9 protein-coding genes are annotated in these 14633 nt (G+C 56.5%); 4 read left to right on the top strand and 5 right to left on the bottom strand.

Features of this window, described 5'->3' with window-relative positions:
* Positions 1-198 precede the first annotated feature (198 nt).
* The gene (locus DYU11_RS13165; RefSeq protein WP_119668123.1) at positions 199-1236 is read left to right on the top strand and encodes a threonine aldolase family protein; all 1038 of its coding nucleotides are present in this window, start codon (positions 199-201) and stop codon (positions 1234-1236) included.
* Here DYU11_RS13165 and DYU11_RS13170 read toward each other — a convergent pair.
* The 4 genes from DYU11_RS13170 to DYU11_RS13185 form a co-directional block, all read right to left on the bottom strand.
* Positions 1228-1962 carry a hypothetical protein gene (locus tag DYU11_RS13170; RefSeq protein ID WP_119668124.1) on the bottom strand — a complete coding sequence of 245 codons (735 nt, stop codon included), beginning with the start codon at positions 1960-1962 and terminating at the stop codon, positions 1228-1230. The genes DYU11_RS13165 and DYU11_RS13170 overlap by 9 nt on opposite strands.
* 127 nt (positions 1963-2089) lie before the next feature.
* Entirely contained in the window at positions 2090-2854 is a 765-nt protein-coding gene (locus DYU11_RS13175) for a LytR/AlgR family response regulator transcription factor (protein ID WP_119668125.1), read from the bottom strand.
* Positions 2854-3885: a sensor histidine kinase gene (locus tag DYU11_RS13180; protein WP_119668126.1), complete on the bottom strand. Its 1032-nt coding sequence runs from the start codon at positions 3883-3885 to the stop codon at positions 2854-2856. Before DYU11_RS13180 ends, DYU11_RS13175 begins: the two co-directional genes overlap by 1 nt.
* A 165-nt stretch (positions 3886-4050) precedes the next feature.
* Positions 4051-5049, bottom strand: a complete 999-nt coding sequence (locus DYU11_RS13185; protein WP_119668127.1) for a fasciclin domain-containing protein — start codon at positions 5047-5049, stop codon at positions 4051-4053.
* A 249-nt stretch (positions 5050-5298) separates the two neighbouring features.
* Between DYU11_RS13185 and DYU11_RS13190 the strand changes: the two genes are divergently transcribed.
* Positions 5299-6891: a carbon-nitrogen hydrolase family protein gene (locus DYU11_RS13190; protein WP_119668128.1), complete on the top strand. Its 1593-nt coding sequence runs from the start codon at positions 5299-5301 to the stop codon at positions 6889-6891.
* A 131-nt stretch (positions 6892-7022) separates the two neighbouring features.
* On the opposite strand, the gene DYU11_RS13195 is transcribed toward DYU11_RS13190, so the two are convergent.
* Positions 7023-9236 (bottom strand): bifunctional alpha,alpha-trehalose-phosphate synthase (UDP-forming)/trehalose-phosphatase, encoded by a 2214-nt coding sequence (locus tag DYU11_RS13195; RefSeq protein ID WP_119668129.1) that lies wholly within the window; start codon positions 9234-9236, stop codon positions 7023-7025.
* A 306-nt stretch (positions 9237-9542) separates the two neighbouring features.
* On the opposite strand from DYU11_RS13195, the gene DYU11_RS13200 reads away from it, so the two are divergent.
* Positions 9543-10796, top strand: coding sequence for a hypothetical protein (locus DYU11_RS13200; RefSeq protein WP_119668130.1), 1254 nt, complete (start codon positions 9543-9545; stop codon positions 10794-10796).
* 441 nt (positions 10797-11237) lie between these two features.
* Positions 11238-14129: a 7TM-DISM domain-containing protein gene (locus DYU11_RS13205; RefSeq protein WP_119668331.1), complete on the top strand. Its 2892-nt coding sequence runs from the start codon at positions 11238-11240 to the stop codon at positions 14127-14129.
* Positions 14130-14633: the final 504 nt, after the last annotated feature.

Here is a 14633-nt window from a genome sequence, read left to right on the forward strand (position 1 = left end):
CTCAAAAATACGAGGAAGCCGTACAAAAGCAAGGAGGCCTTCGTTTTTGGTCGATTGTACGTAGCCCGTGTCGACCATTCTTCCGGGCTAACCGCCTGACCCCCAAAAAACACGCCGGTATAGGCCATTTTTTGGTAAATTGCAGGCTAATAGCAGCCGAACAGCAACGATAACCGGCTGCCTTACGCTCGTTTATTCATGATTATTGACCTCCGCAGCGATACCGTTACCAAGCCCACACCGGGCATGCTGACTGCCATGATGACCGCCGAAGTCGGCGACGACGTACTGGGCGACGACCCAACGGTGAATGCCCTCGAAGCCAAAGCCGCCAGACTCTTCGGCATGGAAGCGGCTCTGTTCTGTGCCTCGGGTACGATGACCAACCAGCTCGCCATCCGAACCCACACCCGCCCCGGCGACGATGTAATCTGCGACCAGCTTTCGCACGTGTATCTATACGAAGGCGGTGGTATTGCCGTCAACGCACTGGCGTCGGTGAGTCTGGCTCAGGGGGAACGGGGCAAACTGACGCCCGAACTCGTCCGCGATTACATCTACAGCCCCGCCGATCCGCACAAACCCCTGTCGCGGCTGGTGGTGCTCGAAAACACGGTGAACAAAGGCGGGGGCTGCTATTACACGGTGCCCGAGATTGCGGCCATCCGGCAGGTGTGCGATGAAAACGGGTTGCTGCTGCACCTCGACGGCGCCCGGCTGTTCAATGCCCTGGTTGAAACCGGCGACACCCCCACGGCGTATGGGCACCTGTTCGATTCCATCAGCATTTGCCTGTCCAAAGGGCTGGGGTGCCCGGTCGGGTCCCTGTTGCTGGGCAAGGCCGACGTTATCAGCCAGGCCCGGCGCTTCCGGAAGCTGATGGGCGGGGGCTGGCGGCAGGCCGGCTACCTGGCCGCGGCTGGCATCTACGCCCTCGACAACCACATCGAACGGCTGAAAATTGATCACCTCCGGGCCCGCAAGCTGGGCACCCTGGTGCAGGAACTACCCGAAGTCGAAGAGGTCTTCCCGGTCGATACGAACATTGTTATATTCCGGCTTACCGACCAGATCCTGGCCACCGATTACGTAGCGCAACTAGCGGAGAAAGGCATCCGGGCTGTTCCGTTCGGCAAGCACCTGGTTCGGTTCGTTACGCACCTCGATCTGACCGATGAGCACATGGAAGAGTTCGAACGTCGGCTTCAGCGAACCGACGCTCCCGTGCTACAGTGAGAACCCCGCCCGGATGGCAATCCGGTTATAATCGACCCCCTGACGCGAACTGACTCCTGCGGTGGTCTGCGTAATCGTAGACCGCTGCAGGTAATACCCTACGCTCACCAGAAACCCGGAGTTGCCCTGAAACAGGATTTTTAGCCCAGCCCCCGCCGATGCGTAGGCCCCACCCGCGTAGCGCAGGTTCTGGCTGTTGTTGACGGTTGCATTGAAGCCGTAGCCACCATCGGCGAAGTAGAACGGAATAACCCCGCCTGTTTTAGTAAAATCACCACGGAGGCTGCCAAAAACCGGCACGAACGTCTGCGTAGCGTACAGATCAACGCCCGACCCCAGCCCGGCATACAGCCATTGGTTAAACTTATAGCCATTGACGATGTGGAACGTAAAGGCCGATGTCGTAACGGCGTCGGCAGTGGTGTTGCGGGCCGCCAGGGCACCCAGTTCAGCAAAAAGACCGTATCCCCGTTCGCGGTACCGGAGTGAAGACGGACTTTTGGCCGGCTCTCTGGTAAGGGTCTGCACCTGGTCGCGGGGGAACACAAAACGGTTATGGTCATACGTCTGAATAGTCACCACCGAATCGGCAGAGGTGGAGAGCAACCGGCCACGTAGTATCCAGCCGTTGCGAAGGTACAGTACGTCGTCGAGGGGTTTCTGGGCCTGGGCCGACCAGCCCGTCAGCAGCAACAGCAGGATTAAGACAGAGGAAAGCGTACGCATTCGTTAATCGGTATGTAGTACAGTTTGCGGTGTTGAGTGTGCGGAGTACCGGTTCGGAGTGTACAGTGTTCGGGGTGCAGTACCCGATGCCGGATACCTACACAGAACACCTACTTGGGGAAACCGATCAATACTCCAGCCAGGACTTGAAATCGGCCACCCGTTCGCGGCTGACCAGGATATCCTCTCCGGCGGCCGGCTGCAATTGCAGCCGCAATCGGCCGCCCAGATGAGTCCGAATATCGCGGATGGATTGAATCTGCGCAATGACTTTTCTGTTTACCCGAAAAAATCGGGCCGGATCGAGCTGCGTTTCCAGCTCTTCGAGTGTGTACTCAATGATGTACCGTTTCGAATCGAGGGTGACGAGATAGACCGTTTTCCCGTCGGCGTAAAAGTACGCGACATCGCCCACATTCTTGAACTGAATATGGTCGCCGTACCGGACCAGAAACCGGGATTTATACGGCTGCGACATCCGGGCGAGGTTCCGGGCAATTTCCTGAAACATGTCGAACGGATAAGCTGGTACGGGTGTCAGCCGGGAACGCCACTTGTCGAGCGCCCGGCCGAGCTGGTCACGGTTGATCGGCTTCAGCAGGTAATCGATGCTGTTGACCGAAAACGCCTGAATAGCGTACTGGTCGTAAGCAGTCGTAAAGATAACCGGGCTGTTGATCGTAACCCGTTTGAAAATACTGAATCCGATGCCGTCGGAGAGCTGTATATCCAGAAAAATCAGGTCGGGGCGCGGGTGCGTCGAAAACCAATCCACCGCATCGGTCACCGAGTCGAGTGTACCCACAATCCGGATATCCGGATCATGATCGCGAAGCATACCAGCCAGCCGCTCGGCCGCCAGGTCTTCGTCTTCAATCAGTAAAGCATTCATCAGTCAGGAAGCGGTAGTAATGGCAGGATTACCCGGAACGTATCGTCCGTACGCAAAATATGGACGGTACGCTTCGTGATAAACTGATACCGCTGACGAATGTTTGCCAAACCGACTCGGGTTGAAGGTTCTACATCCGCTTTAGGCTGAATGTTGTTGGTCACGATGATGCTCGGCGCGTCGTCGACCGTTACGCGAATGTGCAGGGGCCGGCTGTGCGAATTCACGTTGTGTTTGATCGCATTTTCGAACACCATCTGAAGCGCGACCGGAACGATGCAGTAATGCAGGTACGTCTCCGGCACGTCGAAGTTAATGCGCAGCCCGCCGTTGAACCGCTTGTTGAGCAGATACCCGTACGACCGCAGAAACTGCATTTCTTCCCCGAGCGTCACCAATTCCTTGTTGTTCTGGTCCAGTACGTAGCGGTACACACTGGCCAGCTGCTGTATGAACTCCTGGGCAATGAACGGATCTTTGTCGACCAGCGAACTCAGCACGTTGAAGTTGTTGAACAGAAAATGCGGATTGATCTGGGCTTTCAGGAGCTGGAGCTGCGCCTGGGCGCTGACTTTTTTCAGTTCGGCGGCTTCGATCTGAGCCTGCCGGTATTGTCTGAGCAAAAAATAAACGGCATTGATGGTTTGCAGGAACAGATTCACCCGGAACCCGAACACCAGACTCAGTTTTAAAGGCAGCCGCAGGCCATCCGGCGAAAAGCCCAGATAGAAGGTAGCTACCGCCCAGACCAGGGTCGTTACGGTCAGCAGCACCAGCGGCAAACTCCCCAGAAACTGGATCACAAGCGGATGAACCGCAACCGGAAGCCGGCGTCGGAGCGCAGGCAGGGCAGCCGCCAGCAGACGGTTCGACTCCCACACCAGCACGACGATGGCGGACATGCTGGACGCTACGACCCATTCCGGTGCATCGATGTGGTAATTCGTCAGCGCTTCTACGTAGAGCGTATTCAGGTACGAATACACACCTAGCAGGAGCATAAACCCATAACGATACCGGTGTGCAAACATGGTCTGACTTGTCTTAAGGCTGGTAAATATACGGCCGGCGGTCAAACGGGGATTGCTCAAAACGGCGCAACCCGACGCCCGAAGGTGCCGGGTTGCGTCCGCTTGGCAACCTGATCAGTGAATAGTGGGAAAACAGGATAAAAAAACGGTGAGTACGGCAACTGCTTATTGCGGCAGCAACACCTGATCGATCACGTGCACAACGCCGTTGATGGTGGCAACGTCCGGAATGACAACGTTCGATGCCGACGGGTTGCTGAATCCTTTCACGGTTACACCGCCCCCGCTGACCGTTACGCCTACGTTACCGCCCTGGATGGTGGGTACGTTGCCGCTGGCAAGGTTAGCCGAGAAGAACTGGCTGAACTGAGGCACGGCGACGACGTGATACGTCAGGATTTTGGTCAGCACCGCCGGATCGGCCGTCTGGATCGACTGGATTGTCGGGAAGCCCGCATTGATGAAAGCCTGGTTCGTCGGCGCAAACACCGTCAGGTTCGGGGTCGTACCCAGCACCTGTAGCACGTTAACCGGTCCCTGACTGGCCCGCAGCACAGCCGCTACCAGGTACGACAGGTTCGGATTGGCGATGGCCGTTTCAACTACGTTACCCATGGGCGGCATCAGCACGCGATCAATTACGTGCACAACCCCGTTGGTTGCAAACAGGTTACCCTGCGTTACGCGGATACCGTTTACTGACACCCCGGTGTTGCTGCGGGTAACCAGAAACTGGCCGCCCTGCAGGGTAGTGAAACCCGTCTGGCGCATCGGAAACAGTTCGGCTTCGAAGCTCCAGCCGCCAATTACGTGATAGAGCAGAATACGGGTGAGTACGTTGATATCGGCGCTGTTGATGGCGTTGACATCCGCGAACCCGGCCCGCTGGAACGCAGCATCCGTCGGTGCGAACAAGGTCAGCGTGCCCGTGCTCAGCGCGTTGGCCAGACCGGCCCGGATTACGGCTGCTTCGAGCAGGGTATGATCGGCACTGTTGACGACAATCTGAGTGGCCGACACGCCGGTTTCAACGCCCACGCGGGCTCCCTTGCGGCTGGCGGGCTGAGGGCCTTCGGCAAGCTGATCCTGGCAGCTCATGAATGTCAGGGCGGGTAAGGCGAGTGCAGCCCAGGCTACAAAAGAAAGTTTCGCTATTTTTTTCATAGGAAAACGGTTTTTTTGTTGGTTTTTGTGGTTGAATGCGGGTTGATTACCAAGCCATTAACCAGCCGTCGGTTTCGATTGGATCGGCGAAGGGAGTGAATTGTAAAATCGGGGGAGTGAACCGTCGAAATTGATCCGTATGTTGCAGCGATCTCCGTACGGATAAATCGCCGGTAAAGTCCATCTGCCCGCCTGAAATTGAAACGGATTTGCCGTTAGACGGGTTACTCATTAGCAAGGCGTTCGTATATGCACATTCAAACCAGAAACTTAAAGAAAGAAGACTACCCCGATCTGAAAGAAGCCATGATCGAGGTCTACAGTGGTATCGGTGGTGACTACTGGGAGAAGAGCAAGATCAATAAACTGCTGTCGGTGTTTCCGGAGGGGCAGTTCTGCGTGGAGGTCGACGGTAAAGTCGTTGCCTGCGCGCTGGCGATTCTGATCAAGTACGACAACTTCGGCGATAGCCATACCTACGCCGAAATCACCGGTAACTACACGTTCAAAACGCACAATGAAGAAGGGGATTACCTCTACGGCATCGAGGTGTTCGTACACCCCGACTTCCGCGATCTGCGCCTGGGCCGACGGCTCTACGACGCCCGCAAGGAATTGTGCGAACAGCTGAACCTGAAAGGGATTCTGGCCGGTGGCCGGATTCCGAACTATAACAAATACGCCGACGATCTGTCGCCCCGCGAGTACATTGCGAAGGTAAAGCAGAAGGAAATTTACGACCCGACGCTGACGTTCCAGCTGTCGAACGACTTCCACGTGAAGAAGGTCCTGCGGGGCTACCTCCCCGGCGACAGCGAGTCGAAGGAATACGCGACGCTGCTGGAATGGAACAACATTTACTACGTCGACGAAAAAGACAAAAAACCGCATACCGATTCCATTATCCGGCTTGGGGTGGTGCAGTGGCAGATGCGTCCGTTCCGAAATCTTCAGGCGTTTTTCGATCAGGTCGAGTTTTTTGTCAACGCCGTGAGCGACTACCGGGCCGACTTTCTGCTGCTGCCCGAGTTTTTCAATACGCCCCTGATGGCCGATTTCAACGGACTGCCCGAGCCGGTCGCGATCCGGAAACTGGCCGACTATACGGAGCCGGTCCGGCAGAAGCTGAGTGAGTTCGCCATTTCCTACAACGTGAACATTGTAGGAGGCAGCATGCCGCTGGTCGAAGACGGTAAACTGTACAACGTAGCGTACCTCTGCCGGCGCGACGGTAGCTGGGAGGAGTACCGCAAGATCCACATTACGCCCAATGAAGTGCGGCACTACGGTATGGTCGGCGGCAATGAGATCCGGGTGTTCGACACCGACTGCGGAAAAATCGGCATTGTGATCTGCTACGACGTCGAATTCCCCGAGCTGAGCCGGATCCTGGGTTCGCAGGGTATGCAGATTCTGTTCGTGCCCTTCCTGACCGATACGCAGAACGGCTACACCCGCGTGCGGCACTGCGCCCAGGCCCGGGCGATCGAGAACGAATGCTACGTTGCCATTTCGGGCTGCGTCGGTAACCTGCCGCGCGTGCAGAACATGGACATCAACTACGCCCAGTCGGCGGTGTTTACCCCTTCCGACTTCCAGTTTCCGACCAACGCGGTGAAGGCCGAAGCAACGCCCAACACGGAACTGATGATCATTGCCGACGTGGACCTGTCGCTGCTGAAAGAACTGCATGAGTACGGTTCCGTTCAGGTCGTTAAAGACCGCCGGACGGACCTCTATGACGTCAGCGTGAAGAAAGCGGCCCGCAAGGCGCTGAAGAAGAAATCAACCCGCGAGGATGATCCCGAGATGGTACCACCGGTGATCGTGGTGGCCGATTAATCGCACTCGATAGATGATTTTATGCATTGGGACAACCGGTCGACCGGTTGTCCCAATGCATATATACCCGTTCCGATTACGTAGCGCTCCCATTTTCCCGAAGAGCGTACGGGTCAGGCAGCTATCGTAAACTAATCCTGGTCATCAGTGGGTACGGGTTGCCGCCCCGCAAAATCGCGAAGCAGGGCCAGCACCTGCGACACCGCGTCGAGCCGGTAGTTGGCATCCGTGGCGCCCCGCCCTACCTTGATGGTATACTGATTCGGACCAACCAGGGCGGTAAACATATCCTCGTCGGTACGGTCGTCGCCGATGGCCAGCACAAACTCATAGGGACTTGCCAGGGCCAGCTGCTTCGCCATCCGGCCTTTATCGGTATCGGCATTTTTCACCTCCACCACCCGATTGCCGTCGATCACCCGCAGTTGGTGCGGCAGCAACGCTTCGAGGGTCGTGACCATCTCCCTTGACCGGAGGAACCCGAGTTCTTCGCCTACGTTGCGGTAGTGCCAGGCCAGCGAATGCGTTTTTTCCTCGATGAACGACCCGGCACACCGACTTACGAAATCGTTCATCAGCGGACGAACCGTCTCTTTCCAGTCGCTGTCGCCCAGTACCGAACTGCGCCAGCCTCCCTCCTGCCGGATAAACGTACCGTGTTCGGCTACGATGTCGACGGGCAGACCGTCCAGCCAGCGGTCGAGGGTCTGGTGCGCCCGGCCGCTGATAATGATCACTTTGTTGCGCGGGTCGCCGGCCAGTTCATTGAGCAGCCTGATCACCTCCACGGATGGAGCCGCCTGATCAGGAACGTCGGTGAATTCGACCAGCGTACCGTCGTAGTCGATCAGCAGCAGCCGGGTCTGCGCCTGGTCGAAAGCCGCCATCAGTTTCTGCTTGCTGGGTCCTTTCAGCGTACGAACGTGGCTGATTTCTTTACCCCGCTGGCTAACCAGCAGCGAATCGAAGAAATCGCCGGCCCACTGTTTCACATCGTAGTCGGAAATTCGCTTCTGCATCACCGCCATCCGGCGTCGCTGTTCTTCGGACGGCATGGTCAGGGCCCGGTTCAGCTGATCGGCCACTTCGTATTCATCGAGCGGATTGACCTGCAGAGCTTCCCCCAGTTCGTTGGCGGCCCCGGTCAGTTCACTCAGCAGCAGCACCCCGCGCTGATCCTGCCGGGAGGCAATAAACTCCTTGGCAACCAGGTTCATTCCGTCGCGGAGTGGCGTAATCATGGCTACGTCGCAGGCCGTATACAGGGCCAGTAGCTGCGGAAACGCCAGAGACGCGTACCGGTACACAATCGGTACCCAGGTCAGCGTGGCAAACTTCCCGTTGATCCGGCCCACGGCCTGCTCGATCATCTGTTTCCGTTCCCAGTACGTCTGAATCTCGTCCCGCGAGGGCACGACGACGAGGATAAACACCAGATTTTCTTTCCACTCCGGATGAGCCTGCAAAAAGACCTCCAGCGCATCCAGGCGCTGCATGACCCCTTTGGTATAATCGAGCCGGTCGACGGAGAAGATAATTTTTCCCGGATAGGATTTTTTCAGGTCTTCCCGTTCGTGCACCACCTCCGGCTTGTCGTAGGCATCGTAGAAAAGCGAGTAGTTGATGCCAATCGGAAACGCCTGGCACTGCACATTCCGGTCCTGGTGCTGAATCCGGGCGAGTTTGTGAGGCAAGCCAAGCGAGAGTTGCACCGACTGCAGAAAATGGATCATGTAGTCGTTGGTATGAAACCCGATCAGGTCTGCGCCCAGCAGACCGTTCAGCAGGTAGTTCCGGCAAGGCTTGGGCAGGAGTTTCAGCAACTCGTTGGATGGAAACGGGATATGCAGAAAGAACCCGATGGTGGCGGTTGGTGCGCTCTCGCGGATCAACTGGGGCAGGGGGAGAAAATGGTAGTCATGCACCCACACCAGGTCACCGGGCCGCAACAGTTCCAGCACTTTCTGGCAAACCGCCTGATTAGCCGCCTGATAGGCTGTCAGGTACTCATCGTGGTAGTCGACGAAAGACGGGAAATAATGAAACAACGGCCAGAGCACGGAGTTGGCAAATCCGTTGTAAAACTTCTTATTGGTGGCTTTGTCCAGAAAGACCGGTACGTATTCAAAATCGTCGCCCACCTCCTCCCGGTGCTTCTCCCAGGCTCGCTGCGTGAAATCCGCGCAGCCAATCCAGATGGGCTTTTCAGCCGATGCACTCAGATCCAGTGATTTTACGGCCGTAACGAGTCCCCCCGCCGACGGTTTGATCGTCGTAACCCGGTTTTGGGTCTTGATTGAAAACGGCAGCCGATAAGAGATGATGACGAGTCGATTGTTTTTCATAGCGTAGTTGGTCTAGATCCGAACGGCCCACAGCGCCCCAATTGCGTTGCCCGGCGGGCCCCCTTTACTAAATCAATAGGATTAGGGACCGAATGGTTTTAATGACAAGCCAAAAACTTGGGAAAAGGTGGGTGTGCCGGGGTGTCAATCCCCCCGGTCTGCGCACGATTTTCACCTCAAAAACAGGCACACCGGTCGCAACTAATTGAGCCGGAATTTATGTTTATTTAATGGAGCTCCCCATGTAAAAAATACACTTAAAACCTGTAATTTGCACAACTTCACTTCAGAACCGTACCCCGCCCTATGCACAAAGAGTTTCGGACCGTCTCTGACGGAGCGCGTCCGATTGAGAATCAACCCCTAAGCCTGACAAGCTACCCAAACGAAAAAGCCGAAGCCGCCAACCGCGCCTTCGATGATGCCGTCAGACAGTTCCTCAGAGACTGGATTGAACACGGCACCGTTTCCGAGAAACCCCATGAGTCCGGCAGTGATGTCGACGAATTTATTGAACAGGGGGCTCTGCGAACGTTCTTTATTCATACTCCCGATCCTTTTGAGCATCTGCTCGAACGGGAGGCCATTGCCCGGCATTTGCTGCGCCCCGTTGAGGAGGTGTATTTCCAGCACGACGCCTACGAACCGCTGTTTTCCCGGTTTGAGCGCCGTATCTACAACCTGGCTGCCCACCGGGAACACCTGGAGATCCCGTTTCGGTACAGTTCCAAAAGTCGCCAGGGTGATCACGGCGACACCATTGCGCTAGCCGATATGCCCGAAGGGCAGGGACGCGAGGACATTGGTATGTATTTCGGCACCCGCCGGTCCGACAACACAGCCCTGACGCTGATTGCCAATGAGCTACAGCAGGAAGCTCTGTTGCCCGCCCCGTTGCCCGTCCACGTCATCACGGAGGGGTATATGGAGGACTCGCTGCGGATGGTGAAAACCATTGCCGAGCACCTGCACGCCACCGGCGAGCATCAGCCCCACTGCTTCGTGATCCAGCGACGCCATGCCGCCGACGACCGGCATCTGGGCGCGGCCCTGCTGGTGATGCACCCGGAGCATCCCGACCGTCCGCAGCGCATCATCTTCTGCGATACGCTGAACCCCTCGGGCACACCGCCCTGGTGGCATAGTTTTAAACGGAAAGTGGATACGGTTTTTCCGCAGCCCGAAGGCAGCGCCCCGGCATCGGACCTGCTGGAAGATGGGGGCGTAAAGCTGCAGCGCCTGCACGACGGCGTACCGGTTCGGCACCAGGACATCGACTGTGCGTTTTATACGGCCTCCATCGGCCGGGCCCTGATCCAGGTGGCGCGGTATTATCCCGACCTGATTCTGGAAGGTACCATCGGGGAGATTGTAAGCCAGATGACGGCCCGGATGCCGGAATACTACGCTGAAGCCAATCAGCCCAAAGACCCCATCGCCGTGCGCGAGATGAACGTAATTCGCCGGTGGAACACCGGACGACAGGCCCTGCAGAACCTGGCCCGCCCGGCCGTCACGACGCTGGCTACGCAGGAGATTTATCTGACCGAAGCGGCTTGATCTCGTCTTGTTTGTTTCAAACGCAAAACAGCGGCACAGGCCGCTGTTTTGCGTTTAACGTACTGGCCCGCAAGCTGACCGGCCGAAAGATCGAAAAGAGAAAGGCTGAAAGCTACCTGTAAGGGCTATCTACCTGGGCCTGGGTAGAAGCTGACCAGATCAAGCTGATCAGTAAAGCAACGATTCTTGGCATGAAAAGTACAGTAGCACATAGCGAATGTGCTACCAAAAATACACAAACAGCTCCATATGTTCGTATTTGTGAAACGGTTAGATTTGAACCGCATACCCATTTAAGTCTTGGTTCGCGCCAGCAACACCTTTTCACAAAACGTATTTGTTTCTCTGGCCGGATTATTGTCTGCTTTGCAATCGAAACCGCTCTTTTCTACGTAGTATCAGGTGTTTATGTCTATCGACGACACCCCTTCCTTTTTGACGATGCGTTTACTCTACGTTCTGCTTCTTTGCCCGATTACCGTGTTGGCTCAGCCAGGTGCGTCGGGACGATCCGACAAAGCCCCCCGGCAGGCCACCGTTCTGTACGATACGACCCGGTTTATACCGGTTGGCCAGCAACTGGCTGTGCTGGAAGACAAAACCGGCCGCCTGACGCTGGCGGAGGTCAGGCAGCGACAGGACTTCAGACGTAGTACGTCCGAAAATTTCCAATACGGGTTCAGCAACAGCGCGTACTGGTTTCGGTTTGACTTACTGAACCGCAACCGGGAAAATACAAAACACTGGCTGGTGGGACTCCTGGATGCGGCCACCCTCGATTACGTCGACCTCTACCTGGTTTATCCCAATGGCCAGGTCAGGCACCAGGCCGGGGGACTGAAACGGCCTTACGTCGACCAGGGCTTTTTTGCTACGACGCCGTTTTTTCGGGTCGAGCTGCCGCCCAATACACCCGTTACGGTCTATTTCCGGATCAGGAGCAGTCTGGCCATGTTCGGCAAGGTGACCGTCTGGGACGAGTATTATAACCTGAGCAAAGGGCGGGTCATCATTTTTGCCATCTGGATGTTTCTGGGTCTGTTCATTCTCCGGTCGTTGAACAACTTCGTGCTGGCCCGTTTCATTCCCGACCCGCAATTCCGTTTCTACGCCGTCTGTACGTTCCTGCTGTATCTGTCCACGCTCTCCCGCACGGGCATTTACCCGATTATTCTCTCGGGCCATCCGGTACTGCTGGAATGGATGCACTACGGCATGGGGCGGCTGATGCCGCTCGGACTGGCGGCCTGGATGTACAGCCTGCTGGATGATCGGCGGGTCTTCCGGCCGCTGCGGTGGCTCCTGCTCGGCGTCATTGGCGTCTGTGCTGTAGGTGTGATTCTTCCCTTTTTCGTTCAAAATGCATCGCTCAGCCGGTTCAATGCCGTCATTGTTGCCATGATGTATGGCCTGTTTTTTCTCAATGTCTTCCTGATCTGGTTCAGCAAATCGAGGTCGGCGGTTCATTTTGTCCTGCCGATTGCTCTCTGTACTGTTCCATTCTTCCTGTTTCAGCTTCAGTCGCTGTCGGTTATTCCGTACCGGCCGGTCATCAGCCAGCTGGCGCTGCTGGCCCTCGCCGTCGAGATGGTGTCCATGTCGCTGGTGCTGGGGCGCGTGGTACGTTCATACATCAAAGAGCGCATTGCAACCGCGGATGCCCTGATTCGGGAGAAAGTGGAAGTCGACAAGCTTCAGGAGCTGGACGCCGTGAAGACGCAGTTTTTCACCAATATCTCGCACGAGTTTCGAACACCCCTCACCCTGCTGCTGGGTCCGCTGGCCGATCTAAAACGCAGGTTTCCTGCCGAGCCGCTGCTGCCACTGATGGAGCGGAATACCAACCGGCTGCTGGGCCTGATCAACCAGCTGCTTGACCTCAGCAAGCTCGAAGCCGGTCAACTGAAAGCCCAGCCCGAACCGGGTGATCTGGCCACCTTCTTTCGTACGCAGGCGTCGTCGTTTGAGTCGCTGGCGGAAAGTCAGCGGATTCGATTTCTCTTTTCCCAGAACCAGGATGAATGCTGGGCCGAATTTGACCGGGGGAAACTGGAAACGATTGTCAACAACCTGCTGGCCAACGCGTTTAAGTTTACCCCGGCCGGCAACGACGTCCGGATGAGCGTACACTATGGCCCCGGGCAGTTCACCTGCGTGGTTGAGGATACGGGGATCGGCATCCCGCCCACCCACCTGGCCCGAATTTTCGAGCGGTTCTATCAGGTAGACGGTAAGATTAACCGCCCCTACGAAGGAACGGGTATTGGGCTGGCCCTGGTTCACGAGCTGACGAACGTACTGGGTGGCCGAATCGAGGTCAGCAGCATCGAAAAAGCAGGCACTACGTTCCATATAACCATGCCGCTGGTACCCACCGTTCCATTCGATCAGCCAGCCGCCGAATACCCTCATCCGGCGGGCCATCCAAAGGCGAACGCTAAAGAGCGATCCGAACCGCTGGACGCGTATGGACAGCCGAGGACACCGGCTGGCTTTGAAATTCCCATCCGGGCCAATCACTCAATCCCCAGCGCGGCTGCCCGGGAGAACGTACTGCTGATCATCGACGACAACGCCGACATCCGGGCATACGTGCGGAGTATTTTTGAGGGCGACTACCAGATTCTGGAAGCCGTCGATGGACAGGACGGCCTGGAACAGGCAACAGCCACCTTGCCCGACGTCGTGATCTGCGATCTGATGATGCACCGGCTCGATGGGTTTGGTTTTTGCCGGGCGTTAAAGAGTCAGGCAGCTACCAGCCACATCCCGGTGGTGATGCTGACGGCCAAAGCGACCCCGGAGGACCGGCTGGAAGGCTTTGAACTAGGTGCCGACGATTACCTGACCAAGCCGTTCAACCGGGATGAACTGACAGCCCGGGTGCGGAACCTGATTCAGCAGCGGCAACGCCTGTTCCAGTATTTTGCGGAGCAGGCACAGGCCTCGGCTTCGGATCAACCGCCTGTTCTGCCCGCCAAACCGGCCCTGTTAGCCACTGAGCAGCAGTTTCTGGAGCGGCTGACGGCCGTGATTGTTCAGCATCTGGACGATCTTGACTTCACGGTCGAGCTCCTGGCAGACGCCGTTAACATGAGCCGGGTTCAGCTGCACCGGAAACTCAAGGCACTGACCAATACCACTGCTTCGCTGTTTATCCGCGACATTCGGTTGGCCAAAGCCGCTGAAATGCTGAACGAAGGTAGCCAGAGCGTAACGCAGATTGCCTTTGCCGTTGGCTTCGATAACCTCTCCTATTTTGCCAAGGTGTTTCAGGAGCGGTATGGTAGTCTGCCCTCCCAGTACGGCAAGGCAACTTCGTCGGTTAAATAACAAATCAACTACTTGGTTCATGGTATGAGCCGCTACGTCAACTTTGTTCAAAACCGGCGTTCTTCGCTCGACTGATGTAACCCCGCTTCTCTGCAGCTAGGATTATCGTCGGGGATGTCAGGTCGTCGCCTGCTTGTCTGCCGACAAAGCGCGCCGTTCACCGTACCCTCTTCGAACCAACGGAATCTTGTCCGCCAGCCCGGATGCGAGCCTGGCCGACCTGTCAATTGGGGTGATTGACGGGTTGTGAACGCCCCCACAATCCGCATCCTCATTGCCCGCAGACGACTGCCGTATAAAGCCAGCAGTTTCCCCGACACCGTGAGTTGAGACCTTCTCCGGCATACCGAAAAGAACATCTTATCAAATAAACGTGGGAGTTTTCGGGCAAAAAATCACAAGATGTAACGTCAATGGTAATGAATGTAACGAGCGTGTTAGCAATTCGGGCCAGTCAACACGTACTTGCTGAGCAAAACAGCCAGTTGCGTTAGCGCTACCAAA

The sequence above is a fragment of the Fibrisoma montanum genome (assembly GCF_003583365.1).
Taxonomy (GTDB): domain Bacteria; phylum Bacteroidota; class Bacteroidia; order Cytophagales; family Spirosomataceae; genus Fibrisoma; species Fibrisoma montanum.

What these genes read in the sequence shown, in the direction of transcription:
- DYU11_RS13165 (WP_119668123.1), top strand. Translation starts at nt 199, where the DNA reads ATGATTATTGACCTCCGCAGCGATACCGTTACCAAGCCCACACCGGGC.
- DYU11_RS13170 (WP_119668124.1), bottom strand. Translation starts at nt 1,962, where the DNA reads ATGCGTACGCTTTCCTCTGTCTTAATCCTGCTGTTGCTGCTGACGGGC.
- DYU11_RS13175 (WP_119668125.1), bottom strand. Translation starts at nt 2,854, where the DNA reads ATGAATGCTTTACTGATTGAAGACGAAGACCTGGCGGCCGAGCGGCTG.
- DYU11_RS13180 (WP_119668126.1), bottom strand. Translation starts at nt 3,885, where the DNA reads ATGTTTGCACACCGGTATCGTTATGGGTTTATGCTCCTGCTAGGTGTG.
- DYU11_RS13185 (WP_119668127.1), bottom strand. Translation starts at nt 5,049, where the DNA reads ATGAAAAAAATAGCGAAACTTTCTTTTGTAGCCTGGGCTGCACTCGCC.
- DYU11_RS13190 (WP_119668128.1), top strand. Translation starts at nt 5,299, where the DNA reads ATGCACATTCAAACCAGAAACTTAAAGAAAGAAGACTACCCCGATCTG.
- DYU11_RS13195 (WP_119668129.1), bottom strand. Translation starts at nt 9,236, where the DNA reads ATGAAAAACAATCGACTCGTCATCATCTCTTATCGGCTGCCGTTTTCA.
- DYU11_RS13200 (WP_119668130.1), top strand. Translation starts at nt 9,543, where the DNA reads ATGCACAAAGAGTTTCGGACCGTCTCTGACGGAGCGCGTCCGATTGAG.
- DYU11_RS13205 (WP_119668331.1), top strand. Translation starts at nt 11,238, where the DNA reads ATGCGTTTACTCTACGTTCTGCTTCTTTGCCCGATTACCGTGTTGGCT.